The organism is Spongiactinospora sp. 9N601, from assembly GCF_044326295.1.
In the GTDB taxonomy this organism is placed as follows: Bacteria; Actinomycetota; Actinomycetes; order Streptosporangiales; family Streptosporangiaceae; genus Spongiactinospora; species Spongiactinospora gelatinilytica.
In genome coordinates, this window is record NZ_JBIRBB010000008.1 from 15,346 (window position 1) to 41,737 (window position 26,392).

Genomic DNA, 26,392 nt, shown 5'->3' on the forward strand with positions numbered 1-26,392 from the left:
GCCTGGAGGACACCGTGCCCTTCTCCGACCGGTTCGCCGGCCGCCCGGCGCCGCTCGACGAGCTGCGCCGCGCGATCTCGCCCGACCTGCGGCTGCACGCCGTGGACCAGTCGGCGGTCGAGGCCGTCGATCCACTCACCTACGAGGTCGTCCGGCACCGCATCTGGTCCATCACCGACGAGATGGGCGACACGCTCAAGCGCATGTCGGGCTCCACCTCGGTGACCGAGGTCAACGACTTCGACTTCACCATCGGCGACGAGCTCGGCCAGGAGGTCCAGGTCGGCCTCTTCAACACCGGCCTGGTCGCCGCCATGGATCTGGCCATCTACTGGACGCTGCGGCACCGCTCGGCCAACCCCGGCATCGCCGAGGGCGACATGTTCCTCTGCAACGACCCGTGGGTCGGCGGCGGCCTGCACCAGAACGACGTCGCCGTGCTCGCCCCGATCTTCCACGACGGGCTGCTGTTCGGCTGGTCCACGGCCATCTGCCACGTCGCCGACCTGGGCGGGGTCGCGCCGGGCTCGTTCTCGCCGACCGCGACCGATGTGTTCGCCGAGGCGGTGCCCACCCCGCCCATCAAGATCGTGCGGGGCGGCGTGATCCAGGATGACGTCGTGGACGCCTACCTGCGCAGGTCCCGGGTGCCGGAGATGGTCGGCCTCGACCTCCGGGCCAAGATCGGCGCGAACCGGCTGGCCACCGAGCGCATGCTCGGCCTGATCGGCCGATACGGCGCCGACCTGGTCAAGGCCGTGATGAAACGGATGATGGACGACGCCGAGCGGCGGCTCCGGGCCAAGCTCACGGCACTGCCCGACGGCACCTGGCATGCCGTCGGCACGCAGGAGCAGGCCCTGCTCGGCGACCGCGGCCTGTACACGATCGAGCTGCGGATGACCAAGGTCGGCGACCACCTGACCTTCGACTTCACCGGCACCGACCCCCAGCACGGAATGATCAACTGCCCGTACGCGGGGATGCGCGCCGGGGTCATGTTCGCCGTGCTCCCCATCCTGGCCGGTGACATCCCCTGGGCGGCGGGCGGCCTGATGCGCTGTTTCGACCTGATCAGCGAGGAAGGCACGATCAACAACGCCGCCTTCCCCGCCGCCGTCTCCAAAGCTCCCGTCGGCCCCGCCTGGGCCACCGCCAACCTGGTCGCCGAATGCCTGGGCAAGATGCTCGACACCACGGCCGAATCCAGGTCGAGGGTCCAGTCCGTCTGCGCGGGTACCTACGACGGATGCCTGCTGTCCGGCGTGGACGCCGAGGGCCGGCCGTTCCTCGGCGGCCTGGCGGACACCATGGCCTCGGGGTTCGGCGCGCAGCCGCACGCCGACGGCGTCGATACGGCGGGCCTGTTCGTCATTCCGATGGGCCGCGCGCCGGACGTGGAGATGACCGAGCTCACCCAGCCGCTGCTGTACCTGTGGCGGCGTGAGGAGCCCGACACCGGCGGCGCGGGGCGGCAGCGGGGCGGCCTCAGCGGCTCCGTCTGCGTGATCCCGCACGGCACGCGCGGCTCGATGACGGCCATGTTCACCGGTTCCGGCAAAGCGGCCTCGATGAGCCCGGGCCTGGCCGGAGGCTACCCCGGCGGCACCCAGACCGACCTGGTCGTGCACGCCTCCGGGGCGCGCGCCGCACTGGCCGCGGGGTGGATCCCCGCCACGGTCGGCGAGCTGGGCGGCGAGCACCGCCTGGTCCAGGCGCACGACGAGGTGCGGGTGGAGCCGGACGGCGTCATCGTCCTGCGCTGGGCGGCGGGCGGCGGCTACGGCGACCCGCTGCTGCGCGACCCGGCCGCGGTCGCCAGGGACGTCGCCGAGGGGAAGGTGTCCGACGAGGCCGCCCGCACCCTGTACGGCGTCGCCCCGGGCATCACCGGCAGCCTCCGCCACCTGATCAGGGAACGCCGCCGCGAGCACGCCACCGTGCCGCCCGAGCCGACACCGGTGAGGGCTACCGGCGGCGAGCGCCTCCCCTTGGACGACAACCTGCGGCTCGCGCCGGGGGAGGACGGCGGCAGTGTGGTCGTCTGCGCCCACTGCGACCACGCCCTCGGACGCTGGGGGGAAAACTACCTGGCGGGGCTGCCGCGCCGCACCGGGGCGACCGCCGAGGCGGGGCCCGCGAGCTGGCCGAGCCCGCACGACTATGTCGACGAACCCATCGAGTTCCGCCAGTTCTACTGCCCTGGCTGCTACACCGCGCTGCTCACCCAGGTCGTCCCCGCCGGGCGGCCGATCATCCTCGACCGCGCACCCGCCACGGAGATCGCATGACCGCCGACGTCGTTCCCTATCCCGACCACCTCGCCCGCGCCTACCGGGAGGCGGGGGCCTGGCGCCCGCACACCATCCCCGGCGAGCTGCGGCTGGCCGCCCGACGGTGGCCGGACACGCTCGCCGTGGTCACCGCGACCGAGCGGGTGACCTACCGCGAGCTCGACAGGCGCGCCGACCGGCTCGCGGTGGCGCTGCGGCGCCTCGGCCTCGCGCCCGGCGACCCCGTCGTCTTCCAACTGGCCAACGAGGCGCACACCGTGGTGGCCTACTACGGCGTGCTCCGCGCCGGGCTGGTGCCGATCTGTTCCCTCGCCCAGCACCGGGCCCGCGAGATCGGCTACCTGATCCGGCACACCGGCGCCCGCGCGCACCTGGTGGAGGCCGACTTCCGCGACTACGACCTGCCCGGCTTCGCCGCTGCCATGGCGGCCGAACACGAGAGCGTAACGGCCGTCGTGGTGTTCGGCGGGCCCGCGCGGGAGGGGCAGCACGCCTACGCCGACCTCGTCGCCGGCGTGGACGCCGACGTGGCCGCCGAAGAGGTCGGCACCTGGCCGGTCGATCCCGCCTCCGTCGCGGTCTTTCAGCTGTCCGGCGGTACGACCGGCGACCCGAAGGTGATCCCGAGACTGCACTGCGAGTACGCCTACAACGCCCGCGCCTGGGCCGAGCACTGGAACTGGGGCCCGGAAACCGTGGTCCTGCACGCCGGCCCGATGATGCACAACGCGGGCATCGTCGTGACCGTGCAGTCGGCGCACCTGACCGGCGCCACCGTCGTGCTCGTCCCGCGGATCGACGCCGAGGCGATCGCCGAGGCCGTCGCCCGCGAGCGCGTCACCGACACGATGATGGGCGTGGGCCTGCTGACCCGCCTCGCCGAGCACCCGCGACTCGGCCGCTTCGACTTCTCGTCGCTGCGCCGGGTGTTCTTCGCCCCGTCCATCCCCAGCGCCTGCGACCAGGCCGAGAAACTGCTCGGCTGCCGGGTGGTGCCGCTGTTCGGCGCGGGCGAGGGCATCTTCCTCACCGCGCCCGACGACGCCCCGGAACAGGCCCGCAAGGCCACCTGCGGCGCGCCCCTCTCGCCGCTGGACGAGGTGCGGTTGCTGAACCCGGGCACCGAGGAGGAGGTCGCGCCCGGCGAGATCGGCGAGCTCGTGGCGCGCGGGCCGTACACGATCCACGGCTACTACCGGGCGCCCGAGCGCAACCTGGCGGCCTTCACGAGCGACGGCTTCTACCGGACCGGTGACCTGGCCCGCGCCCACCTCGTCGAGGGCGTCACCTACTACTCCCACGAAGGGCGCATCACCGACAACATCAGCCGTGGCGGTGAGAAGATCCACGCCGACGAGCTGGAGGGCCTGCTGGCCGGGCATCCCGGTATCGCCGAGGTCGCCGTGGTCGGCATGCCGGACCGGCTGCTCGGCGAGCGTGTCTGCGCCTTCGTCCGCCCGGCCAAGGACCATGTTCCGACCGTCGCCGAGCTGGCGGACTTCCTGCTCGGACTGGGGCTGGCCAAGTTCAAGCTGCCCGAGCGGGTGGAGATCGTGGACGAGTTGCCGCGGACCAAGGTCGGCAAGGTGTCCAAGCGCGACCTGCGCGACCGCATCAACGCCCTCGTGAGCAGGGAGCAAGGCCATGGATGAGCCGGTCGGCTTCGGCACCCGCATCACCGAGATCGCCGCCAGGATCCCCGGCAGGCCCGCCGTCACCTTCGCCCCGGTGCGCGGCGAGGAGACGGTGCTGAGCTGGGCGGAGCTGGAGGCCCGGGCGAACCAGACGGCCAGGCTGCTGGCCGCCCACGGCGCGGGCCCGGGCCGGACGGTGATCGTGGCACTGCCCAACGAGCCCGCGCACCTGCTCGCCGCCATCGGCGCCTGGAAGCTCGGCGCGATGGCGGTCCCGCTCAAGCACTCCCTGTCACCCCGGGAACGCGCCGATCTGATCGGCCTGGTGGACCCGGCGGTGGTGGTGGCCGCGGACTGGGAGGTCCCTCCGCCCGCCGTACGGCTCGGCCCGGCCGACCTCGAAGCCGGGTCGGCCCTGGACGCCGGACCGCTGCCGCCGGTCGTGCCACATCCGGGGAAGGCCGTGGCCTCCGGCGGATCGACCGGCGGCGCCAAAGTCATCGTGGACCCCCGCCCCTGGGCGCACAGCCCGGGCAAGGCGCTCGGCATCGGCTCCGTCCAAGGGCTGCGCGCCGGGCAGACCCAACTGGTCGCCGGAGCGCTCTTCCACAACGCGCCGTTCTGCTGGGCGCATCTCGGGCTCTGCGAGGAGCACCACTTGGTGCTCACCGACCGGTTCGACGCCGCGCACGCCGTCGACCTCATCGAGCGGCACCGGGTGCAGTTCCTCTTCATGGCGCCGGTGATGATGCACCGCGTCATGCGCCTGCCCGGCCTCCCGGACCGGGACCTGTCGAGCATCGAGACCCTGTTCCACACCGCCGCACCCTGCCCCGCCTGGCTGAAGCGCGCCTGGATCGACCGCCTCGGCCCGGAACGCGTCATCGAACGCTTTGGCGCCTCCGAAGCGGTCGGCAACACCTTCATCACAGGGGCCGAGTGGCTGGCTCATCCCGGGAGCGTCGGCCGGGGCGAGCGCACCCACATCAGAATCCTCGGCGAGGACGGCCGCGACCTGCCTACCGGCGAGGTGGGGGAGATCTTCACCCGCTCCCTCGACGCCACCGGACCGACCTACGAGTACCTCGGCGCCCCGCCCGCCGACACCACCCCTGACGGCTACACCAGCGTCGGCGACTTCGGCCGCCTGGACGAGGAGGGCTACCTGTACCTCGCCGACCGCCGCTCCGACGTGATCAACAACGGTGGGGTCAACGTCTATCCGGCCGAGGTCGAAGCCGTCCTGTCCGAGCACCCCGCGGTCGCCGACGCCGCGGTGGTCGGCCTGCCCGACGCGGAGTACGGCCGGCGCGTCCACGCCGTCGTGCAGCCGACCGCCGGCCACCGCGTCACCGAGGCCGAACTCGTGGACTTCTGCCGGGCCCGCCTGTCGTCGGAGAAGGTCCCGCGCAGCGTCGAGTTCCGCGACCCGCTGCCCCGCGACGCCGCCGGAAAGCTGCGCCGACGGGGGCTCGTCCCCCATGAGGAGTGAGTGACATGAACCGCAAGACGATCGCGGTCACCGGAGGCGGCGTGATGGGCGCCCAGATCGCGCAGGTGCTCGCCGTACACGGGCACACCGTGCGGATCCACGACCTGGACGACCGCAGGCTGGCCGCCGCCCGCGAGCGGATCGTGGACGGGCGCTTCGGCCTGCGCGCCTCGGTCGCCAAGGGCAAGCTCACCGAACAGGAGTCCCAGGCCGCCGCGGACCGTCTCTCCTACACCACCGACCTGGCCGCCGCCTGCGACGGCGTGGACCTGGTCCAGGAGGCGGTGCCGGAGGACATGGGACTCAAGGTGCGGGTCTTCCGGCGGCTGGACGAGGTGAGCCCGCCGGGCGCGGTGCTGCTGTCGAACACCGCGGGGCTGCCGGTGTCGGCCCTGGCCTACGCGACCGACCGGCCCGCCCTGGTGTTCGGCTGGCACTGGTTCCAGCCGTGCGCCGTCATGCGCTGCGCCGAACTGGTCGTGCACGACCGGGTCGACCCGGAGGCGCTGGCCGCCGTCACGGCCGTGGCCGAGTCCTGCGGCCGCCGCCCCGTGGTCGTCCACGACCAGCCGCTCGCCTGGGGTTTCGTCGCCAACCGGATCAACGCGGCGGTCCGCCACGAGGCGGACCAGATCGTCGCCGAAGGGGTGGCGACCCCCGAGCAGGTCGACGCGATCATGCGGGACGCGCTCCGCTGGCCCATGGGGCCGTTCGAGATGCGGGGCGCCGCCGCGCTCGGCTGACCACGACTACAGGAGGTTGAGGATGCCAGGCTCACTGAGGACCAGAGGCGTCGACCACGCCGCGTACGTGACCGCCAGACCCGCAGAGACCATCCGCTTCTACCGCGACGTCATGGGGCTGCGCACCCCGCACGTGATCACCGCGAAGGGATGGGGGAGTAAGCCGCACCCCGACTTCGTGCACTTCTTCTTCGACATCGGCAACGGCGACCGGCTCGCCTTCTTCTACTACTTCGGCGTCCCCGAGGACCCCGGCGCCGCACGTCCCACCTACCACCTGGCCCTGCACGTGGAGACCCAGGAGGAACTGCTGGCCTGGCGCGCGCGCTTCGAACGGCTCGGTGTGCGGGTCATCGCCCAGATCGTCCACGAGACCATCGAGTCGATCTACGTACGCGACCCCAACGGGATGGTCCTCGAGATCACCAGGCCGCTGCGGGAGCTGTCCGAACGGGACGAGTTCGACGCCGAACTGTCCCTGGCGGCCCTCCTCGACACGCTCGAGGAGGACGACCCCACCTTGGAGACCTTCTGGCAGCGCAAGGCCGAACTCGTCGAGAAGGAACTCGCCAACGACCCCGAGGAGGACTGACATGACCGCCATCTACGTGCTGGACGTGCCCGAGTTCGCGCCCGTGGCCGAGGCGGCGACCGGCGAGGACCTCTCGCTCACCCGCCGCTCCGGCTACTTCAGGGTGAGCTCCCCGGGCCCCATCACCGTACGGCGCGCCGACACCGACCTGGTGGACGCCGTCTGGTTCAGCGCCCTGAGCGGCGGCTACGCCGGCGCGCTGGAACGCTTCGACGGGGACCTGATCAGAGTCGCCCCCGACGGGAGGTGAACCCGCGTGCGCACCCCCGCCGAGTTCAACGGCGACTGGTACCCGCGTGACCTGCCCCCCGGCGTCGAGGTCTCCTCCCACCTGCTGCCCACCGGCGACGGCGCGGCCACCCGGGGCTGGCTGTACACGCCCAGAGCCGCCACCGCCGTGGTCGCGGTCATGCACCCGCGGGCCGACGCCTCGCGCCACTACCTCATCCCCGACCTGCTCGAAGCCGGTCTCGCCGTCTGGGCGCAGACCGGCAGGGGCGGCGGCGGCGACCTGCGCCTGGTCCACGAGAGCGCGCTGCTCGACATCGCCGCGGGCCTGACGTTCCTGCGGAAGCGGGGATTCGGCGGAGTCGGCGCGCTCGGCAACTCCGGCGGCGCGAGCCTGTACACCTTCTACGTCCAGCAGTCCCTGCGAGACCCGGCCTCCAGGATCGCCCGCACCCCCGGTGGCCGCCCCTCGGGCCTGCCCGAGGCCGACCTCCCGCCCCTCGACGCCGTGGCCTACCTGGCCCCGCACCCCGGGCAGGGGGCGCTGCTCCTGGAGTGCATCGACCCCTCGGTGACCGACGAGGCCGACCCGCTGTCCGCCGACCCCGCGCTCGACCTCTTCGACCCGGCCAACGGCTTCGCCGCCCCACCGGCGAGCTCGGCGTACACGCCCGAGTTCGTCCAGCGGTACCGCGCCGCCCAGCGGGCCAGGGTGGCCAGGATCGACGCGGTCGCGCGGGCGCTCATCGACCGGCGGCTGGCCGCCCGTACCCGGTACAAGCGGTCGGGCGCGGACGCCGACCTGCGGGCGGCCACGCACATGCCGGTCGTCACCGTCCACCGAACCGACGCCGACCCGCGCACCGTCGACCTGTCCCTCGACCCCTCCGACCGGCGCTACGGCTCGGTCTTCGGGCCCAGACCGCACGTGGCCAACTACGGCCTGATCGGTTTCGGCAGGATGACCACGCCCGAGGCGTGGCTGTCCACCTGGTCCGGGCTGAGCAGCAACGCCGCGATGGCCGCCACCGCGCCGGAGATGACCCTGCCGTGCCTGCTGGTGGAGTACACCGGCGACAACTGCGTGTTCCCCGCCCAGATCCGCGCCGTCTACGACGCGCTCGGCTCCACCGACAAGACCCACCTGCGGGTGCGCGGCGACCACTTCGGCCGTGCCCTCGACGGCGACGGCCCCGAGGTGCCCGCCCGTGCCAGGACCGCCGTCGCCGCCTGGCTGCGCGACCGGCTCACATGAGAGGACTTCCAGTGCCACCACTGTCGGGTCGCGTCGCGATCGTCACCGGAGCGGGCCGGGGGCTCGGCCGGGCGCACGCCCTGCTGCTGGCCGAGCTCGGCGCCGCCGTCGTCGTCAACGACCTGGGCGGCGACGTGCACGGCGCCGGCCGCGACGCGGCCCCCGCCCGGCAGGTCGTGGACGAGATCCGCCGCGCGGGCGGGCACGCCGTCGCCAGCGGCCACGACGCCGCCGACTGGGCGCAGGCGGCCGAGCTCGTCGACCTCGCCGTCACCACCTTCGGCGACCTGCACGTCCTGGTCAACAACGCGGGAATCCTGCGCGACCGGACGCTGGCCAGGATGAGCGAGGCGGAGTGGGACGCGGTCGTCCGCGTCCACCTCAAGGGCCACGCCGCGCCCACCGCGCATGCCCTCGCGCACTGGCGCCGCCGGGCCAAGGAGGGCGACCCCGTCGCCGCCTCGGTGGTGCACACCACCTCCGTCGCCGCCTTCGCCGGCAACGTCGGCCAGGCCAACTACGGCGCGGCGAAGATGGCGCTGCTGGCCCTGTCCCGCTGCGTCTCACTCGAAGGTGGCGGGTACGGTGTGCGCTCCAACGCGGTCTCGCCGGGCGCGCGCACCCGCATCACCGCCGGAATCGACGGCGACCAGCCGCCCGCGGCCGGGTTCGACGCCGCCGACCCGGCGAACGTGTCCCCCCTGGTGGCCTGGCTCGCCCGCGCGGACTGCCCGGCCGACGGCCAGGTCTTCCACTGCTCGGGCGAGGAGATCCTGGTCGTGGACATGCCCAGGGTGAGCGCGCGGCTCAGCGGCCGGGGCCGCTGGACCATGGACGAGCTGGACGAGCGGCTGGCCCCACGGCTGCGCGTCCCGCCGGCGCTCGGAGACTTCCTCGGCGGTGCCGCGTGAGGACCCTCTACGCCGGCGCGGACGTCTTCGACGGGACCGGCGCCCCGCCCGCCACGGCCGACGTGGTCGTCGAGAACGGCCGCATCCTGGACGTCGGCCCGGGGCTGGACGGCGATGCCGCCGTGGACCTGACGGGCGCCACCCTGCTGCCCGGCCTCATCGACTGCCACGTCCACGTCACCGTCGACGGCATCGACACGCTGAAGCGGCTGGCCGCGCCGTACTCGCTGCGCTACTTCCAGACCGCCCGCAACCTCGGCGCGCTGCTGGACGCGGGCCTCACCACCGTCCGCGACGCGGGCGGCGCCGACCTCGGGGTCAAGGCGGCCGTGGACGGCGGCGTGGTGCGCGGCCCCCGGCTGCGGATCGCGATCACCATGCTCAGCCAGACCGGCGGCCACGCCGACCCCTGGCTCCCGTCGGGCGCCTGCACGCCGGCGCTGCCTGCCACTCCCGGCGTGCCGCCGCCCGTGGTGGACGGGGTGGACGAGATGCGCCGCAGGGTGCGGGAGCTGGTCCGGGCCGGCGCCGACTGGATCAAGGTGGCCGCGTCCGGCGGGGTGATGTCGCCGGGAACCGATCCGCGCCGCGCCCAGTTCACCCCCGACGAGCTCCGGACCGCCGTCGCCGAGGCGGCTGCGGCGGGACTCGGCGTCATGGCGCACGCCCAGGCCGGGCCTGGCATCCGCAACGCGATCACGGCCGGTGCCCGGTCGATCGAGCACGGCGTCTACCTGGACGACGACCTGATCGCGCTCATGCGCGAGCGGGGAACCGTCCTGGTGCCGACCCTGCTCGCTCCCCGCAGCGTTTTGGACGCCGCGGCGTCGGGAGCGGCGTTCAGCGAGCGGTCGCGCGCGAAGGTCGCCGAGATCATGGAGGCGCACGACGACTCCTTCCGCAGGGCGGTGGCCGCGGGCGTGCCCGTCGCCATGGGTACCGACGCGATCGGCTACCCGCACGGCCGCAACCTGGAGGAACTGGAGTTGATGCGCGCCGGCGGCATGAGCCCCCTCCAGGCGCTGCACGCCGCCACCGGCGCCGCCGCCGCGCTGCTCGGCCTCGCCGACGACCTGGGCACCATCGCTCCCGGCAGGCGCGCCGACCTGGTCGCCGTGCGCGGCGCGGCGACCGACCTCACCGGGCTGCGCGAGCGGATCCTCCTGGTCGTCAAAGACGGCCGGTCCGCCGCGGGCCTGTCCACCAGCGAAGAAAGAAGGAGCGCATGACCCGGAATGTCTGGGACAAGCGGGCCGTGCACATCGCCGGCGTCGCTGAAACCGCCCTTGGCGAGGTACGGGATCAGACCGAGTTGTCCATGTTCGCCGCCGCGGCCAGGGAGGCGCTCGGCGAGGCGGGGCTGACCCTGCGCGACGTCGACGGCGTGTTCGTCAACTACATGGGGGAGGAGGGCAGCGTCCAGGTCGCCGAGTACCTCGGCATCACCGCGCCCCGCTACGCCGACTCCACCGACCTCGGCGGCGCCGCGTTCGAGGCGTTCGTGCACCACGCGATGCTCGCCGTCGCCGAAGGCCGCTGCGAGGTCGCCCTGATCGGCTACGCCTCCCGCCAGCGCACCCGCCGTTTCCGCAACATGGCGGGCAGCCCCGTCGACGCCGACAGCCTGGCCGCCCAGTTCCAGTCGCCGTACGGCCTGCCCGCGCCGATCGGCCACTACGCCATGATGGCGGCCAGGCACATGCACGCCTACGGCACGACCCCCGAGCAGCTCGCCGAAGTGGCGGTCGCCGCCAGGGCGTGGGCGCGGCTGAACCCGAAGGCGTGGTCGCGCGACCCGCTCACCGTGGGACAGGCGCTGGCCGGCCGCATGATCTCCACCCCGCTCCGGCGGAGCGACTGCTGCCTGGTCACCGACGGCGGCGGGGCCATCGTGGTCACCACGGCCGAACGCGCCCGCGACGCGGCCAAACCGTCGGTACAGGTGATCGGCGCGGGTGAGAGCCACACCCACTGGCACCTCGCCAGCATGCCGGACCTGACCGTCACGGCGGGAGCGGTGTCCGGCCGGGAGGCCTTCGCCATGGCCGGCATCACCGCCGCCGACGTGGACGTGCTCCAGCCGTACGACTCCTTCACCATCACCGTGCTGCTGGCGCTGGAGGACCTGGGCTTCTGCGGCAAGGGGGAGGGCGGCCCGTTCGTCTCCGGCGGCCGTCTCGCTCCCGGCGGCGCGCTGCCCGCGATGACGTCGGGCGGCGGGCTGTCGTACAACCATCCGGGCGCCCTCGGCGCGCTGCTGCTGGTCGAGGCCGTACGGCAGTTGCGCGGTGAGGCCGGGGAGCGGCAGGTGCCGGACGCGCGGATCGCCGTCGCCCACGGGGTGGGCGGCTTCAACTCCACCGCCGCGACGGTGGTGCTCGCCCGATGACCACCAGCCGACCGGAGGAGTCCATGAGCCACGGCGACGCGATCACCGCGCCTTTCTGGGCCGGCGCGCGGGAAGGGCGGCTGCTCCTGCAGCGCTGCGCCCGCTGCGGAGCCCACCAGTTCTACCCCAGGCCGTTCTGCCTCGCCTGCGACCACGACACGCTGACGTGGGAGGCGGCGGCCGGCACCGGCGTCGTGTACTCCCGCACAGAGGTGCACGTCAAGGTGCGCGAGGACCTCGTTCCGCCATACACCGTGGCAGTCGTCGCCCTGGACGAGGGGCCGAGGCTGACCACCCTCATCGTGGACGGTGCCGGCGACCCCGGCGCCGGCTGTGAGATCGGCGACCCGGTCGAAGTCTTGTGGCGGGCGCGCGCCGACGCCCCGCCGCTCCCCGTATTCAAGAGATCCGCATGAGCCTGCCCACCGTCCGTCCCGTACGCCCGGGTGACGCTGCCCAGCTCGCCGTCACCATGGCCAGGGCCTTCGACGACTACGCCTACACCGTGTGGACCGTTCAGGCCGAGGGCAGGTTCGACCGGTTGCGCGGCCTCTACTCCCTCTTCGTGGCCGAGTTCGCGGCCGGTCACGGCGGCGTGTGGGTGACCGACGACTGCGCCGCCGTCGCCTCCTGGCTGCCGCCCGGCGTGACAGGCCCGGATGAGGCCTTCCAGGAGCGGCACGGCGCCGCGATCGCCGAACTGATGGGCGACAGGCTGCCGTTCGCCGCCGCGGCGGGCGAGATCACCGACCAGTACCGGCCCACGGAGCCGCACTGGTACCTGGCCTCGATGGCCACCCACCCCGACTGGCAGAACAGGGGGCTCGGCGCGAGCGTCCTGGCGCCCGCGCTGCGCCGCTGCGACCTCGACGGCGTCCCCGCCTTCACCGAGACCGCGTCGGAGGCCAACGTTCGGTTCTACCGGCGGGCGGGCTTCGAGGTGGTGGCCGAGAACGAACTGCCGGACGGCGGACCCCACCTGTGGTTCCTGCGCCGCCCGCCGGGTGCCGCGGGGTGAGCGCCCACCGCGTGGGCCTCGTGGTGCCCAGCTCCAACATCACCATGGAAGCGGAGATCCCGGAGCTGCTGCGGCGCAGGCGGGAGCGCTTCCCGGGGGAGACGTTCACCGTGCACGGCAGCCGGATGCGGATGCGCCACGTGACTCCCGAGGAGCTGCGCCGGATGGACGGCGAGAGCGACCGCTGCGTCACCGAGCTCGCCGACGCCAGGGTGGACGTCTACGTCTACGCCTGCCTGGTCGCGATCATGGCGGGCGGGGCCGGCTACCACGAGTCGGCGGAGCGGCGGCTGGCCGCCGTGGCCGAGGCCGCGCAGGGGGCGGCGCCGGTGGTCTCCAGCGCGGGCGCGCTGCTGGCGGGGCTGGAGGCGCTCGGCGCCCGGAACGTGGCGATGGTCACGCCGTACCTGCCGGAGCTCACCGGGCTGGTTCGCGCCTACCTGGAGGCGCACGGGGTGAGCGTGCGTGACGCGCTCAGTCTGGGGGTGGCCGACAACCTGGCGGTCGGCTGTCTGGATCCGGAGGCGCTGCTGGCCCACCATCGGCGGCTGGATCTGACCGGCTGTGACGCTCTGGTGCTCTCGGCGTGCGTGCAGATGCCCTCGCTGAGCGTCGTCCAGCGAGTGGAGGACGAGGTCGGGATTCCGGTGGTGACGGCGGCGACGGCGACGACGTACGTGCTGCTGCGGGCGCTCGGGCTCGCGCCTGTGGTGCCGGGCGCGGGCAGGTTGCTGGCGGACCGCTGATGAATCATGGGAAAGGGGGGCGCGGAAGCGCCCCCTTTTCCCATGCTCAGATCCCCGCGGGGACGATCGGCCAGCACTCGGCGAGGTCCACCTGACCGGCCACCACGGCGGTTCTGAGCCGCTCCGTGCCCGCCGAGCCGTCGCCTGCCAGGGTCGCGAGGCCGGTCCGGCCGCGGATCTCCTCGGCCAGCGCGGCCAGCGACAGGTCCGGCGGGCCGGGCGACTCCAGCCGGATGACGTCCACCCCCGACGCCCGGAAGGACTCGAGGTCCACGGCGAGCCCGGCCGGGACCGCGACGGCGCGCAGTGCCGTTCCGGCCGCGTCCGTCGCCGCCCTCAGGTCGGAGGGCGGCGAGCTGAACTCCACGTAGCCGAAGCCCGCCTGCGCCGCCGCCTTCGCGAGCGTGGAGTCGGGCGCGATCCTGACACCCGGCACCGCGTCGGTGCGCGCCGCGATGAACCTCGCCAGTTCCGCCCAGGCGTCCCAGTCGAGGCCGTCGGCCACCCCGTCGAGGTCGATCACGACCAGCCCGGCCCCGGCGAGGGCGAGGCCGCCGAAGCGGGCCAGATCCAGGTCGCGGGCATCAGCGGACCCGGCGGGCGCGGGTGGGCGGGTCACCACGACCCTGGTCGCCAGCCTGGTGCCGGCGATGGTGATCGGGGCGCACAGCGGATCGGCGCCCGAACGCGCCGCGGCGCTGCCCGCGAACCAGCCCGCCACCTCGCGGGCGAGGCGCGGGTCGGCGCCCCGCAGCCGGTCGTAGGACAGGGCGCCCGTGCGGGTGAGGTACTGGAAGGCGACCTGGTGCGGGTCGCCGTCCATCCGTTCGCCGAAGGTCTCCCACCAGGTCTGGCTGGCCGCGGCCCTGGACTGCAGGTGCTCTACCGGCGGGCGGCGCTCCGCCTCGTAGCGGGCGAACGCCTCGGGCGGGTCGGCCGCCGCGACCAGGTGGCGGACCAGGGACAGCGAGTCCTCCATGGCCATCGTGGTGCCCGAGCCGATGGAGAAGTGCGCGGTGTGCGCGGCGTCGCCGACCAGCACCACGTTGCGCGCGCTCCAGCGGTCGCACCGCACGTTGCGGAAGTTCGCCCACCGGGACCTGTTGCCCAGCAGCGGGCGCCCGCCGAGGTCGTCGCGGAAGAGCCTCTCCAGGTGGCGGATGCCGAGCAGGTCGCTCCCGTCGTCGTTCAGCGGCGGGTCCGCCTGGTCGAGCCCGGCGCGCCGCCAGGTGTCCTCGTCGGTCTCGACCAGGAAGGTGGCCAGGCCGGGGGCGTAGGGGTAGGCGTGCGAGGCCCACGCCCCGTGCTCGTCGGCGACCAGGCTGAACGTCATGCCCGCGAGGTCGATCTCGGCGCCCAGCCAGATGTACTTCGCCCGGCCCAGGCTCTCGGTCACGCCCAGCTCCTCGCCGAGGGCGGCGCGGGTGGCGCTGTTGGCGCCGTCCGCTCCGACGATCACGGTGGCGTCGATGGAGCGCACGTCGGCGGGCGTGCCGTACTTCAGCGTCACGCCCGCTTCGAGGGCCTGTTCGCGCAGGATGCGCAACAGTTCGGCGCGGCTGACGGCGAGCCCGCCGCGCGGGCCCCAGCGCAGGTCGGTGCCACGGTGGCGGAGCGACATCCCATGCCCGACCACCCCGGCCGCGAGGACGCGGCGGTGCGTGTCCGGGTCGCGCTCCGCGAGCTTGTCGAGGAGCCGGTCGGCCAGGCCGATGCCGAACCCGAAGGTCGCGTCGCAGATGTCGCGTTCGTAGACGGTGACGTGCCACGACTGATCGGCCCTGCGGAGCAGTCTGGCGAGGAACAGGCCGGCCGGGCCGCCGCCCAAACAGACCAGGGTGCGGTCACCCATGGAACTCCTAACTTTACGTCGAATATTCTACGTAAGCGTAAATCCTTGGGTGGCCGTGTGCAACCGCTCATCGGCGCTGCCGAGTTCAGGTCTTGGCGGGCTCCTTGGCGGTGGGCGTGCCTGCGCCTGGCCACGCGTATTGCGGTCCTGTCCGATCAACTCAGCCAGGCTGCCCTTGGTGACGGGGAGCGAGGACGGCTGGGCTACGCGGTGGCTTCGCCGCCACGAAAGAGGAGTTGGCTGCGGCCGAGCAGGTCGAGCACTTGGACGCCGCCGCGCTGGCACAGATCGCGGGGCAGCGGCTGGGCGCTAATGCGTTGTCTGACGTGGTGCTGCTCGCGGCGCTCGCGCGTCGCAGCGCCAAAGCGCTGGGAGCGCGCCCGCACGCTGCGGCGGTGGCGGGCAAGCAGCCGGCCGAGCTGGCTGAAGCGGCCGATATGCCCCTCCGGACGAGGTCTGGCAGCTCTGGCGCACATGGAGCCGCCGTCAGCTTCGCGACGGCAATCTGGATGCGGCCCAGCAGGAACATCTCGAAGAGGCTCTGGCTGCCCAACTCGCCGCCATGGCCTGAGCATCTCGCCGCTGGTCTTCGATCTCTGCTGACGTCAGGTCGTCTCTGGTGGTCTCCACAACCGGACGATGGTGGGCGCGTGAGGTGTGCTTGTGCGGTCACGGGCGAAGCGGAGGTGATGGCGCGCATGCCGACCCGGGGGAGAGCGCCCTGCTGGAATTTGTCCGCAGGACCCCCCGATCGTTGAGCAGAGGGTGTCCCTGTTCGTGGAGCGGCGGCCGGTAGGCGTACGCGCCCCGGTTCGGGCTGGCGCGTGGCTGCGGAGGGCAGCCTATCCGTCTACTTACACGCGTCCGGATCGCAGTTGGGTGCGGCGCGGCGGATGCCCCCTCTGGGCCGGCGACGTCGCCTTGATGTCGGGGGATCAGGTGGATGTGCAGGTGGTTGGGAGGCAGACCAAGTACGTCGGAAAGGGGCGGTCACCCGCTGCGCGTGACGGAGTTGTGGCCGTGGGTGCTGCTTCCTGCGCGCAGGTCGCGCAGGTCGGGGATGTGGTTGTAGAGCGTGCCCACCGAGACGCCGAGGAGCTTGGCGATCGAGTGTTCGGGGTTCGGGAGGCCGAGTTGATCAGTCGGCTCCAGAGCTCGCAGATGGCCCTGAACTCGATCCTCAACGCAGCCCTCTCATGGCCGGCCTTGTCGCGACATCGGGATCCACCATATTAAGCAACTTGAGTTGACAGTTGCGAAATTAGTCAACTACGGTTGCTCCACCGGATCCCCTCTTTGGAGCGACTCATGTCCCGACAGGCACAAACCTCCCGACTGCTGGCCGAACAGCACTCGCTGCCCCTCACGATCGCGCTCCACCTCGTCCCAGGCGTAGTGATCGTCGCCACCTACCTCCTGATCGCATCACCACTGGTAACAGCACTGAACTTTCCACCCCACCTCGGCTGGGTGGTGGCCATGTGCATCGGGCTCGCGCCGGTGCAACTCGGGTTCCTCCTGTACCTGGGCAAGCGGCAAACCGGCAGATTCACCTTGCGCGGAGTCATCGGCTACCGGGACAAACCGACACCCCGAGGGCCCCTGATCTTGCTTGTCATCGCCCTGATCGTGGGCGTCTACGCGGTCTCGATGGCGCTGACACCCGTGGACACCGCCGTCTACCAGGCACTCTCTTCCTGGATCCCCATCGAGAACAGCACTACTAGCTTCCTCAAGGGCTATTCGCGCTCCACGGTCATCACCACGTTGGCGGTGTCACTGGTCCTGACCGGCGTCATCCTGCCCGCCGTGGAAGAGTTCTACTTCCGGGGCTTCCTGCTCCCCCGCATGTCACGTCTCGGCGGCTGGGCGCCGGTCGCCAACGCGACCCTCTTCTCCCTCTACCATTTCTGGACGCCGTGGCAGTTCCTCTCCCGGGTCGGCTTCTTCCTGCCAACGATCTGGGTCACTTGGCGTAAGAAGGACCTCAGAATCTCGCTCTGGGTGCACTGCGCGGGGAACACCCTCCTTCAGGCCGCCACACTCACCGCGGTCGTGCTGGGCTTCGCCTGAGATTTCTGTGTACGGCGCGCCGGGCGCCTCAAGAAGCCCGCAACCGCCCCTCGACCTCCGCCATTCGGGTTTCGTCCCACTCGACGGCAGGATCCGGTTCGAGGCAGGCCAGGACCACCCCCGCAGCGGACGCCCCGCCCGGGCCACCACCGACCGGTGGGTACGCGACCCGGTCACCGCGGTCCCCCGCCTCGCGAGCTGCGTACCTACACCCGCGACCTGCAACGCTTCCACTTCGGATCTCGATGGGGGCGGCGTGGAACCACCAGTCGGCGAGTCCGGTGGTGTGGGCGTGTTGCCAGCGGGGGTCGTAGTGGTCCAGTGGGCCGGGGTTGTGGGCTTGGGCGCGGCGTTGGAGGAGGCGGGCGTGGGTGGTCTTGCCGACGTTGTCCGGCCCGCTGAGCGCCACGGTGATCTTGGGGGTTTGGCGCACGGCATGCACTTTCTGCCGATATGCGACTTCTGATCTTCAGATGGGTTGAAGGCTTCGATCCATAAGACGACTCGCGTAGATGGAGTCCGGCGAGGTCGCTTTCGGGGGTCTTGTCGAAGCGGAAGGCGAGGCCGCGCCACTGCTTGATCAGGTTGATGCAGCGTTCGGCGGTGTTGCGCAGCGTGCAGAGATCGGGATCATGGCTGACGGGCCGCCCGCCCGTGAGCTGGCGGCGTTGTGGGGCGGGGGGATGCGCCGGTGGATGTGGATGCGCTGATGGGGCGGATCGAGGCGGCTATTGAGGGAGCTGTGGCGCGGTCGGCCGGCCAAGTGATGCAATCTGCGGTCGATCACGTCACAAATGCTGGGTACTGGATGCCTGTCTCTGGCCAGGTTCGTGTTCGAGACGATCCAGTTCGCCTGACGGTCCACCCGGCAAGCCCGGGATGCCGGGGCGAAACGCCCCGGCATCCCGGAACTCGCGGACGATCTCGACGAACGCCAGGACAGCGGGATCGGTGGTGTCCCGCCGCCTCCCGCTCCGGCGTGATCCCGAGTTCGGCCGCCCGCTCGTGATCGAGCACCGGGCCGGCGCGGTTCAGCCACTCCCACGTGTCCACCACGGTGTCGGCCAGCGGGCGACACCTCAGCCCGGCCGCGCGGGCGCTAGCCGAGTCCACACGCCACGTGCCCGGGTACGGCCGCCACAGCGGCAGCTCCGTCCACTCGCGCACGCCCTGGCGGATCAGGAAGTCGTGCGGCACCCACTCCAGCACGGCCGAGGTACCGGTCACCTCGCGACAGACGTCGAGCAACGCGCCGAACGTCGAACTCCCGATGGGCGCCGCCAGGTTGAACGAGCCCGGTAGCCGTCGCTCGGCCGCATCGAGGGCGAACGCGGCGACATCGCGGACATCGATCGGCTGGATCGGCCAATCAGCGCCGCCGGGCGCGAGCACCGGGCCGCCAACGACCATACGGCGCAGCCACCAGGGGATGCGCCCGACGTACTCATGCGGACCGATGATCACACTCGGACGAAGGACGGTCGCGCGGTCGCCGAAGGCCGCGGTAACGGCCTGCTCACATCCGCCCTTCTCCCGGCCGTACGCGTCGGGTCCGGACTCGCCGGGCGGCCCGGATGGGGTGTAGGGCGGACCGGCGACCCGTCGGTCAGCGGCTCGGTGGGCCAGCCCTGGTAGACGTTCACGGTGGAGACGTATACGTATCGGCCCGTGTGGTCGGCCAGTGCGGTCGCAGAAGTCCTGACCATGGCGGGCGTCATTCCGCTGGTGTCGATCACTGCTTCGTATGGGCCGTGCCGGGCAAGATCGGCCATGTCCTGGGCGTTGCTCCGGTCGCCACGGATGGTGGTGGTACCCGGCACGTCACTGCTGGACTTGCCCCTATTGAGAGTGACCACCTGATGGCCGTCGCTGGAGGGCCTGTTCGACCAGAGCCCGGCCGAGGAACTATCCGCCTCCGAGGATCAGCAATCGCATGGCCTCGATCCTCGCCTATGAGATCCAGAGTGGGAAGGCATCAGAGGTGCCCCAGACGGGAGCGTCCAATTGTTGCCGTCACGCCCGAACCATGCCGCCGCCCGACGGACTCGACCAGGCCAGCATGCAGGAGTGGCCGCGGCAGAGCTGAAGGAGTGGTTTGTCACCTTGGCGTGCGAGCTCGACCGCGCGACGCCGGAACTCGGGAGGGGCTGCCCGCGTCAGTTATGCGTCTTTACCGTCACGACATCGTCCGCCGGCCCTGTGACCGTCAGCGGTATCCGTGTCCGGCCACTCAACCCGTCGCTGATCCTGGGAAACCTGGCTTCCAGTTCGGCAACGGCTGTGGCCTGTTCGTCCAATGTCGTCGGGTGGTCGAGGCCGCGCACAGCGTCCAGTACGGCGTCCACAACGGGTCGAAGCCCAACAGCCTGGCAGGTGAACCGTTGCGACCGCGCATCGTTCGTGTGGGTCAGGTGTAGCTCGACGGCCTCGTTCCGGTACCCCGCCGAAACGAACTCCTGCACGTCGCCATGTGCCAGCGTCAGCGGTGTCTCGAAGATCAGGTCGTGTTCCGGCAGTTCTAGCACAGCGCGTACCATCCCGTACCATCCGAGACGGTGCCCTTGGAGGAACAGATGGGCACCCGTGCGTCGGATCAGCTCTCCAAGGCCGTCGAGATCCGCCCGCATCTGGCTGGACAGACTCAGCAGGATTGCGGGCCTGCCACTTACCCCGACGTAGAGCGGCGAGTCGTACCTGTCCCACAGCAATTCGCTGTAAGAAAAGGTCTGAGTGTGTGTCCAGTGCTCGTCGGCCGGACGCTGCTGGCGTGCGTCCTTGGCGAACTGCTCCGTCTTGCTGGGCTCGGTGACCGGCGGCATGAGCGCCATGAGGTCGGAATCGGTGGTTCTCACTGAGCGCTTCCTGCCGAACCATCTCATTTGGGCATGGTATATCGGTGGCCTGGGGCCTGTCCCGGAATGTCGGTCGGTGAGCGGCGCCATCGCATGACGCCCGCAGGCCCCCTTGGCGATTGCCCTGAAGTCCGCGCGCTCGATTATTCGTACTTGAAGGTGAACGGGAAAACGACTACCCGAATCGGGCACGGTACGCGGCGGTCCCAATGCGGCGGTGCATGCGATTCTCGTTCGTCGAACGGTCGTTAGACGAACACCCGAAGACGCCTCAGCGATCACATTCCGCGGCCCCTTTCTGCCATACCAGGGGGCCGTCCGAGGTGGCGACGAGTATGGAGCGCGGCGACGAGCGCCCGCCCTCCTCACCGGCGTGGCCGGCGGCGGGTTCCTCGACGGGAAGACCGTGCGATCGCGCCCATTGACCGGCGGCCTGGCCGGAGGTGCCCATCGCCTCGCCGATCCGCCTCGCCCCGTCGGGCGGTCACCACGAGCTCACGGGTGACAAGGTTCAGTTCGGCGGCGAGCCAGCGGGCAGCGGCAAGCCGGGCCAGGGCCGGATCATCGGGAAGGCGCGGGTCCCGGCCGCCCGCTCGTGCAAGAAGCGGCGCAGGGCAGTCCGGACAGCCACCTGCGGTCAACAGGTTACGCGGCGAGGTGGCCAGCACCTATTGAAACCTGAGTTTCAGCACTTCAGACGCTATTCCTGGGCAGCACACAGCCTCGGTGGTGTCTTTCCGGCGTATTCCGGCCCTCTCCCTCTTGGTTTCGGCATCAATACGACGGTGCGCCCGCTCCGGGTGACGCAGGGCAGGAGAGCGGCCAGATCCGCCGCACGGGGCTGATGCAGGTCGACGGTTGCCCTGCTAGACGGGTGATCGTCGTCTCCGGAGGCGGCGACTCCCGAAGGAACTCCGCTACTCCGCTAGATGCTCCAAGGGATTGGTTGTCGGGCAGGACTCCCGTGTGGTCTTGGTCGGACGACTACGAGCTGGGCTCCTGTGCCGGCAGCCCGCGTAGCAGTACGCTGAGGAAGAGGTCGAAGCGGGGGGCGTCAGAGTCGATGTCGTGCCCCATCTGCCGGGCGCCGAGCCACTGCACGACGCCCATCCCGAAGATGTGCCAGCTCTGCTCGGCCATGTCGGCGGAGACTCCGGCGAGCCTGAACGCCGAGATGACGCGGTCGCGCAGCCGGCCGAAGGCGCGCGGGTTGTGGCGATGTGGCATCGCCACATGGACGGCGTAGCCCGGTACGGCGAGGAACTGGTCGTGCATCCTCCAGGCGAGGTCGGACAGCCATTCCCGCCAGGTGGCTGCGGTGGGCTCGGCCGTCGGCAGGATGCGCTCGACGACGACCTCGCCGACGAGGTCGAGGAGTTCGTCGCGGTTGCCGACCCAGCGGTAGAGGGCCGAGTGGGAGACGCCGAGCCGCTCCGCGATGTCGCGCATGGTCACGGTACGCAGGTCGCAGCCGAGCGCCGCCGCCACGATCTGCTCACGGCTCAGTCCCCGCGAGCAGCACGCCGGGGGTGCCACCCGCGCATATGGAGACCCGGGGGCGGCGGCAACGGCTGGCCGGCGAACTGCGCCGGCTACGCGAGATGTCCGGCCTGTCGGGGCGCCAGCTGGCCGCCCAGATCGGCATCAGCCAGTCCCGGGTCTCCCGGATCGAGTCGATGGCGGTACTGCCCACCGTGCCGGAGGTCACCGCCTGGGGGCGGGCGGTGGACGCTCCCGCCGACGCCCAGGCGGCGCTGCGGGAACTGACCACCGCCGCCTTCACCGAGGCCCACGCCTGGCGCACCCGTCACCCCGACTTCGGCCAGTTGCAAGACGAGGTCACCGAACGCGAAGCCAACGCCCGCACCATATGCAACTTCCAGCTCGCGGCCGTCCCCGCACTGCTGCAGACCGCCGAGTACACCCGCCACCTGCTCCCCCTGTGCGGCCTGCCCTACAGCGCCGATGAGGTGGCCGCCGCCGTCGCGGCCCGGCTGGAACGCCAGATGATCCTCTACACCGGCAAACGGCTGGAATTCCTGATCGGCGAGTCGGCACTGCGCTGGCGGCACGGACCCGCGCAGATCCTTCTGGTCCAGCTGGACCGCATCGCCAGCATCAGCACGCTGGAGAACGTCTCCATCGGTCTCATCCCGCACCGGCACCCCGTACCGGTGTTCGCCCCGCACGGCTTCGCCCTCTACCAGGGCAACGACGAGCACGACAGCGTGGTGCTGGTGGAAACCACCCACGCCGAGGTGTACGTCACCGACCCCGGCGACATCCGCCTCTACCACGACCGCTGGCAGCGCCTGTGCCAAGCGGCGCTGTCCGGCGACCAGGCCCGCAGCCTGCTCACCGAGATCAGCCGCGAGATCAGCCGTGAGATCAACGCACAGAGCCACGCGGAGCCCGGATGAGCCCACCGATCCCCCCTGCCCGGCCGGATCCGCACCCGGCATTGCATCCCGGCGACCGCCACGGCCGCCGGCCTGCCCACCCCCACGAGCGGGGCCGCCGGTGGGTGGCACGGCCATATGGCCGCACCACCCACCGGTCCCGGCTACGCCCCGCCGACGGCCAAGTGGTCGAACAGGCCGTCCCTGGCCCCGGCCAGGAACGCCGCCCACTCGGCGTGGGTGAAGCACAGCACCGGCCCGTCGGGCATCTTGGAGTCGCGCACCGCCACCCCGAGCCCGGTGCCGATCACCTCCACGCACTGACCGGGCTCACAGTAGGCGCTCTTGACCCAGGCGATCACACGCGGGCCGTTGCGCCGCTGGAGGCTCTGCTCGTTCATCGGCTCGTTCATCTCGGTCGTCCTTCCGCTGGGGGCAGGTCCTGTCCTGCCCGGCATTTGCCAGCATCGGCGGCCCTGGCAGGCCGGCTGGGCGACGTCCTGACCGGCGATCTGAGCAGACTCCTGGGAGGCGACCTGGCAGAGCACCGGGGAGCGGGCACAGGACTCCGGCGCGCGACCGGGCAGGCGATGACGCGCCCCCCGCGCGCCACGTGCCACACGGTAACGGGAGAAGGGAGCGGTGATGACGGTGCGGTACCAGACGTTGCAGTTCCAGTTGCTCGGCCCGGTCGCGGTGCACACCGGCGACGGGCGGCACATAGAGGTGGGCGAACGCATGCACCGCCTGCTGCTGGCCATCTTGCTGGCCGCCGGCGGCCGCCCGGCCGGCACCGATTGCCTCACCGCGGCCCTGTGGGACGATGCCCCGCCCACCGGCGCGGCCGCCCGCATCCACGCCCACGCCCGCGACCTACGCGCCCATCTGGCCGCCGCCGGCCCGGCAGGCAAAGGGCTACTGCCACGCAACGACGGCGCCGGCTACCGCATCACCATCCCCCGCGAGGCGGTGGGCGCCCACCGCTTCGGTGACGACGTCGCCGCCGGACAGCGGGCCCTGGCCGGCGGCGACCCCCAGGCCGGGGTCAGGCTGCTGCGCCGTGCCCTGGCGCTCTGGCACACCGGCGGCGGACACGGCGCCGGCGTGGAGGTTCCCGAGCCGGTGGCCGACCTGAAAGGACTGTGGGCCGAGGACTACCGGCGCGACCTGCTGGCCGAGTACCAGGCCGCCTGGCAGCTGTGCCTGACCACCGAGGTGGCCCTGGGCCGGCACGCGCCGCTCATCCCGGAACTACGCGCCTTGACCCGCGCCCGCCCCTTCGATGAGAACGCAGCCGCCACGCTGATGCGCGCCTGCTACCGCGCCGGACGGCAAGGCGAGGCGATGACCGCCTACCAGCAGCTCCGCGACCGGCTCGCCGAGGAATACGGCACCCCGCCGTGCCCGCAGCTGATCCGGTTGTATGACCAGATCCTGCACCACGATCCCGCCCTGGACACCCCTTCCCCGCCCAACGGAGCCGAAATGCCCCAGCACCCGAACCCCGCCGCCCCCGATCAGGCCGGCCCCCGCACCGCGGAGGGGGGTGCACGACAATGTCCGTGTCTTTCCCGGCGCTACCTCCGCGCCCCATGCCGGGCACGGCCACACGACCGGCCAAGACTCCCGACACGGTACCGGGCAGGGCGCTGCCCCGGACGGCGAAGCGCGCGTCGGCGGGCAGGATGACGAGCGGCGTGAGGGGGCATACGAGGGCCAGGCACCGCCCGGCCGCGACGGCGCCGCCCCGCGGTTCGGGCAGCCGCCGAACCTGCACATCGGCTCGCAGTGGAACTTCACCGGCGGAACCCCCCAGATCACCCATGCCGAACGCGACAGCCACATTCGCCACGACAAGCCCTGACCTCACCAGCCGGGCCAAGACATGACTGCCATGAGGGCGGCGGGCACGGCCCTGAACCCACCGTGATCGGCGAGAATACCGAGAAGCCCGTTCCGGAGACCGCCGCCACGGAAGAGGGTCCCCGGCCGGCGCCCTCCGCAGGCGGGTTGCGACGTTTGGCCGTCCTCCGGGGCGGCCAACGGTCGCAACGGTAAGGCCCATGGCTCCGGCACCAGCTCGTTCATGTGGGCTCCCGTCCAGTGCGAGCCGGCATTGCTCGGCCACCGCAGCTACGCCGTCGATCTGCCGCGCCATGGCCCCGACGCGCAGGCTGCCTTTTTCGCCCGGGAACTCGACCCCCGACCGCCCAGATAGTCGCCTTCATCGATGCTCATCGCGACGGGTTCGGCGTCGAGCCGATCTGCCAGACGCTCGAGCTGGCGCCCTCGACGTACTACGCGGCCAAGAGCCGGCCGCCGTCGGCCCGCGAGCAGCGAGACGAGCAGTTGACGGCCGAGATCCTGCGGCTGTGGAACGACAACTTCGAGGTGTACGGAGTGCGCAAGATGTGGAAGGCGCTCAACCGCCAGGGCGTGGCCGTGGCCCGCTGCACGGTTGCCCGACTGATGCGCCGGTCAGGACCGGCCGGCGCGGTCCGTGGCGATCACAAGCGCCGCACGACCATCGCCGAGCCGCTGTGCCCACGGCCGGCCGACCTGGTCGAACGGCACTTCGCCGCGCCGGCGCCGAACCGGCTGTGGGTGGCCGATTCGACCTACGTCCACACCTGGTCCGGGTTCGTCTATGCGGCGTTCGTCATCGACGTGTTCTCCCGGATGATCGTCGGCTGGCGACTGACCGACCATCTGCGTACCGACCTGCCGCTGGACGCTTTGGAGATGGCGATCTGGCGCCGCGGCGGCCGGCCTGAGGAGTTGGAAGGGCGGGTGCATCACTCCGATCGTGGCTGTCGGTACCTGTCGATTCGCTACACCGACCGGCTCGCCGAGGCCGGCGCGGTCAGCTCCGTGGGCTCACGCGGGGACGGCTACGACAATGCCCTTGCCGAGAGCACCATCGGGCTGTACAAGACTGAACTGATCCACCGCCGCGGCCCGTGGAAGGGCCTGGACGACGTCGAACTCGCCACCATGGAATGGCTCGACTGGTACAACAACCGCCGAATCCACAGCGCCTGTTAGGACCTTCACCCGCCGAATACGAAGCCTTCTACCGCGCAGAGATCAACTCAGCTACTCTCACCCCAGCCAGATGACCCGGTCTCCAGCAGACCCGGCGCGGTTCACTCTCTCTCATACTCCTCCTCCGTGTCCGCGCTCACCTGCAGCGAGGAACGGCGACCTCGGCTCGAACGTGATCGACCGCCGCTCTGGTCGGCTTGGCGAGATGGCCTCGCTAAAGTTGCGGGAGTGGCCATTCGGGGGAGTTCCAGCGGACGTCGCCGGTTCCTCACGCGGGAGGCCATCGTGGCCGCCGGGCGGCGGGTCGCCGAGTCCGAGGGCGTCGGCGGGCTCACCATCCGGCGGGTGGCCGCCGAGCTGGGCGCGGCGCCGATGGCGATCTACCGGTATGTCGAGGACAAGCACGGGCTGATCCTTGCGCTCCTGGAAGATGTGGCGAAAGGGCTGCCGCCGCTGCCCGCCGACGGCGAGGGTACACCTCAAGAGCGCATCGTGGTCGCGTTCGCCGAGGTTGACGCCTACCTCTCACAGCACGTGTGGGTCGTGGAGATCCTCCGCCAGGGCGAGTTGTTCGCGCCGCGCGCCGCCACGCTGTTCCTCTGGGTCCTGGACCGGTTCGGTGAGCTCGGTATGGACGACCGCCAGGCCACCGACGCGTACACCCAGTTGTGGTGGTACGTCCTTGGGCACCTGTGCTACCTGCCCGGTGCCACCCCCGAGCGGCGTGCCGCTCGCGAGGATCTGCTGGCCTCTTCGGTCGGTGACCCGGAACGGGCCCGTCAGGCCGTACGGGCCTTCGACCATGAGACGGCCTTCCTGAGCGGGCTCCGGGCCTTCGTGGACACCCTCGCGTCTCCCTGATCAGCCTC

The 26,392-nt window shown here is 71.5% G+C and carries 24 protein-coding genes and 2 pseudogenes; 18 read left to right on the forward strand and 8 right to left on the reverse strand.

What is annotated here, in order from left to right:
• The first annotated feature begins 14 nt into the window (after positions 1-14).
• From ACH34R_RS19850 to ACH34R_RS19910, 13 genes are read left to right on the forward strand one after another with little or no spacing between them, the layout of a single operon-like run.
• Positions 15-2,291 carry a hydantoinase B/oxoprolinase family protein gene (locus tag ACH34R_RS19850; protein ID WP_397562940.1) on the forward strand — a complete coding sequence of 759 codons (2,277 nt, stop codon included), beginning with the start codon at positions 15-17 and terminating at the stop codon, positions 2,289-2,291.
• Positions 2,288-3,946: a (2,3-dihydroxybenzoyl)adenylate synthase gene (locus tag ACH34R_RS19855; protein WP_397562941.1), complete on the forward strand. Its 1,659-nt coding sequence runs from the start codon at positions 2,288-2,290 to the stop codon at positions 3,944-3,946. The genes ACH34R_RS19850 and ACH34R_RS19855 overlap by 4 nt, the downstream gene beginning before the upstream one ends.
• Positions 3,939-5,420: an AMP-binding protein gene (locus ACH34R_RS19860; RefSeq protein WP_397562942.1), complete on the forward strand. Its 1,482-nt coding sequence runs from the start codon at positions 3,939-3,941 to the stop codon at positions 5,418-5,420. The genes ACH34R_RS19855 and ACH34R_RS19860 overlap by 8 nt, the downstream gene beginning before the upstream one ends.
• A 5-nt stretch (positions 5,421-5,425) precedes the next feature.
• Positions 5,426-6,163, forward strand: coding sequence for a 3-hydroxyacyl-CoA dehydrogenase family protein (locus tag ACH34R_RS19865; protein WP_397562943.1), 738 nt, complete (start codon positions 5,426-5,428; stop codon positions 6,161-6,163).
• A 22-nt stretch (positions 6,164-6,185) separates the two neighbouring features.
• Entirely contained in the window at positions 6,186-6,755 is a 570-nt protein-coding gene (locus tag ACH34R_RS19870) for a VOC family protein (protein WP_397562944.1), read from the forward strand.
• 1 nt (position 6,756) lies between these two features.
• Positions 6,757-7,005 carry a hypothetical protein gene (locus ACH34R_RS19875; protein WP_397562945.1) on the forward strand — a complete coding sequence of 83 codons (249 nt, stop codon included), beginning with the start codon at positions 6,757-6,759 and terminating at the stop codon, positions 7,003-7,005.
• Between the two features lie 6 nt (positions 7,006-7,011).
• The gene (locus tag ACH34R_RS19880; protein WP_397562946.1) at positions 7,012-8,238 is read left to right on the forward strand and encodes a hypothetical protein; all 1,227 of its coding nucleotides are present in this window, start codon (positions 7,012-7,014) and stop codon (positions 8,236-8,238) included.
• 11 nt (positions 8,239-8,249) lie between these two features.
• Positions 8,250-9,149, forward strand: coding sequence for an SDR family NAD(P)-dependent oxidoreductase (locus ACH34R_RS19885; protein ID WP_397562947.1), 900 nt, complete (start codon positions 8,250-8,252; stop codon positions 9,147-9,149).
• On the forward strand, positions 9,146-10,378 hold the full coding sequence (locus ACH34R_RS19890) for an amidohydrolase family protein (RefSeq protein WP_397562948.1): 1,233 nt from the start codon (positions 9,146-9,148) through the stop codon (positions 10,376-10,378). The genes ACH34R_RS19885 and ACH34R_RS19890 overlap by 4 nt, the downstream gene beginning before the upstream one ends.
• Positions 10,375-11,538 carry an acetyl-CoA acetyltransferase gene (locus tag ACH34R_RS19895; protein WP_397562949.1) on the forward strand — a complete coding sequence of 388 codons (1,164 nt, stop codon included), beginning with the start codon at positions 10,375-10,377 and terminating at the stop codon, positions 11,536-11,538. The genes ACH34R_RS19890 and ACH34R_RS19895 overlap by 4 nt, the downstream gene beginning before the upstream one ends.
• Positions 11,535-11,954 carry a Zn-ribbon domain-containing OB-fold protein gene (locus ACH34R_RS19900; RefSeq protein ID WP_397562950.1) on the forward strand — a complete coding sequence of 140 codons (420 nt, stop codon included), beginning with the start codon at positions 11,535-11,537 and terminating at the stop codon, positions 11,952-11,954. The genes ACH34R_RS19895 and ACH34R_RS19900 overlap by 4 nt, the downstream gene beginning before the upstream one ends.
• Positions 11,951-12,556, forward strand: coding sequence for a GNAT family N-acetyltransferase (locus ACH34R_RS19905; protein WP_397562951.1), 606 nt, complete (start codon positions 11,951-11,953; stop codon positions 12,554-12,556). Before ACH34R_RS19900 ends, ACH34R_RS19905 begins: the two co-directional genes overlap by 4 nt.
• Entirely contained in the window at positions 12,553-13,302 is a 750-nt protein-coding gene (locus ACH34R_RS19910) for an Asp/Glu racemase (protein ID WP_397562952.1), read from the forward strand. Before ACH34R_RS19905 ends, ACH34R_RS19910 begins: the two co-directional genes overlap by 4 nt.
• 46 nt (positions 13,303-13,348) lie before the next feature.
• Here ACH34R_RS19910 and ACH34R_RS19915 read toward each other — a convergent pair whose 3' ends face one another.
• Positions 13,349-15,154 (reverse strand): FAD-dependent monooxygenase, encoded by a 1,806-nt coding sequence (locus ACH34R_RS19915; RefSeq protein WP_397562953.1) that lies wholly within the window; start codon positions 15,152-15,154, stop codon positions 13,349-13,351.
• Positions 15,155-15,357: 203 nt separating this feature from the next.
• Positions 15,358-15,630, reverse strand: coding sequence for a hypothetical protein (locus ACH34R_RS19920; RefSeq protein WP_397562954.1), 273 nt, complete (start codon positions 15,628-15,630; stop codon positions 15,358-15,360).
• An 832-nt stretch (positions 15,631-16,462) separates the two neighbouring features.
• Between ACH34R_RS19920 and ACH34R_RS19925 the strand changes: the two genes are divergently transcribed.
• A complete protein-coding gene (locus ACH34R_RS19925) occupies positions 16,463-17,227 on the forward strand; it encodes a lysostaphin resistance A-like protein (protein ID WP_397562955.1) in 765 nt (254 codons plus the stop codon).
• 28 nt (positions 17,228-17,255) lie between these two features.
• On the opposite strand, the gene ACH34R_RS19930 is transcribed toward ACH34R_RS19925, so the two are convergent.
• From ACH34R_RS19930 to ACH34R_RS19950, 5 genes and pseudogenes are all read right to left on the reverse strand, one after another.
• Positions 17,256-17,660, reverse strand: coding sequence for a hypothetical protein (locus ACH34R_RS19930; protein WP_397562956.1), 405 nt, complete (start codon positions 17,658-17,660; stop codon positions 17,256-17,258).
• A gap of 67 nt (positions 17,661-17,727) precedes the next feature.
• Positions 17,728-17,883 (reverse strand): annotated as a pseudogene (locus tag ACH34R_RS19935) (IS5/IS1182 family transposase); the annotation flags it as partial.
• 127 nt (positions 17,884-18,010) lie between these two features.
• The gene (locus ACH34R_RS19940; RefSeq protein WP_397562957.1) at positions 18,011-18,619 is read right to left on the reverse strand and encodes a hypothetical protein; all 609 of its coding nucleotides are present in this window, start codon (positions 18,617-18,619) and stop codon (positions 18,011-18,013) included.
• Positions 18,620-19,383: 764 nt separating this feature from the next.
• The gene (locus tag ACH34R_RS19945; RefSeq protein WP_397562958.1) at positions 19,384-20,079 is read right to left on the reverse strand and encodes a hypothetical protein; all 696 of its coding nucleotides are present in this window, start codon (positions 20,077-20,079) and stop codon (positions 19,384-19,386) included.
• Positions 20,080-21,063: 984 nt separating this feature from the next.
• Positions 21,064-21,615: a TetR/AcrR family transcriptional regulator gene (locus tag ACH34R_RS19950; RefSeq protein ID WP_397562959.1), complete on the reverse strand. Its 552-nt coding sequence runs from the start codon at positions 21,613-21,615 to the stop codon at positions 21,064-21,066.
• Between ACH34R_RS19950 and ACH34R_RS19955 the strand changes: the two genes are divergently transcribed.
• A complete protein-coding gene (locus tag ACH34R_RS19955; RefSeq protein WP_397562960.1) occupies positions 21,609-22,499 on the forward strand; it encodes a helix-turn-helix domain-containing protein in 891 nt (296 codons plus the stop codon). The genes ACH34R_RS19950 and ACH34R_RS19955 overlap by 7 nt on opposite strands.
• Positions 22,500-22,642: 143 nt before the next feature.
• On the opposite strand, the gene ACH34R_RS19960 is transcribed toward ACH34R_RS19955, so the two are convergent.
• The gene (locus ACH34R_RS19960) at positions 22,643-22,891 is read right to left on the reverse strand and encodes a DUF397 domain-containing protein (RefSeq protein WP_397562961.1); all 249 of its coding nucleotides are present in this window, start codon (positions 22,889-22,891) and stop codon (positions 22,643-22,645) included.
• A 232-nt stretch (positions 22,892-23,123) separates the two neighbouring features.
• On the opposite strand from ACH34R_RS19960, the gene ACH34R_RS19965 reads away from it, so the two are divergent.
• The 3 genes and pseudogenes from ACH34R_RS19965 (at position 23,124) to ACH34R_RS19975 (ending at position 26,384) form a co-directional block, all read left to right on the forward strand.
• A complete protein-coding gene (locus ACH34R_RS19965) occupies positions 23,124-24,167 on the forward strand; it encodes a BTAD domain-containing putative transcriptional regulator (RefSeq protein WP_397562962.1) in 1,044 nt (347 codons plus the stop codon).
• A 474-nt stretch (positions 24,168-24,641) separates the two neighbouring features.
• A pseudogene (locus ACH34R_RS19970) lies at positions 24,642-25,517 on the forward strand (IS3 family transposase); the annotation flags it as partial.
• Between the two features lie 234 nt (positions 25,518-25,751).
• Positions 25,752-26,384, forward strand: a complete 633-nt coding sequence (locus tag ACH34R_RS19975) for a TetR/AcrR family transcriptional regulator (RefSeq protein WP_397562963.1) — start codon at positions 25,752-25,754, stop codon at positions 26,382-26,384.
• Positions 26,385-26,392 lie beyond the last annotated feature (8 nt).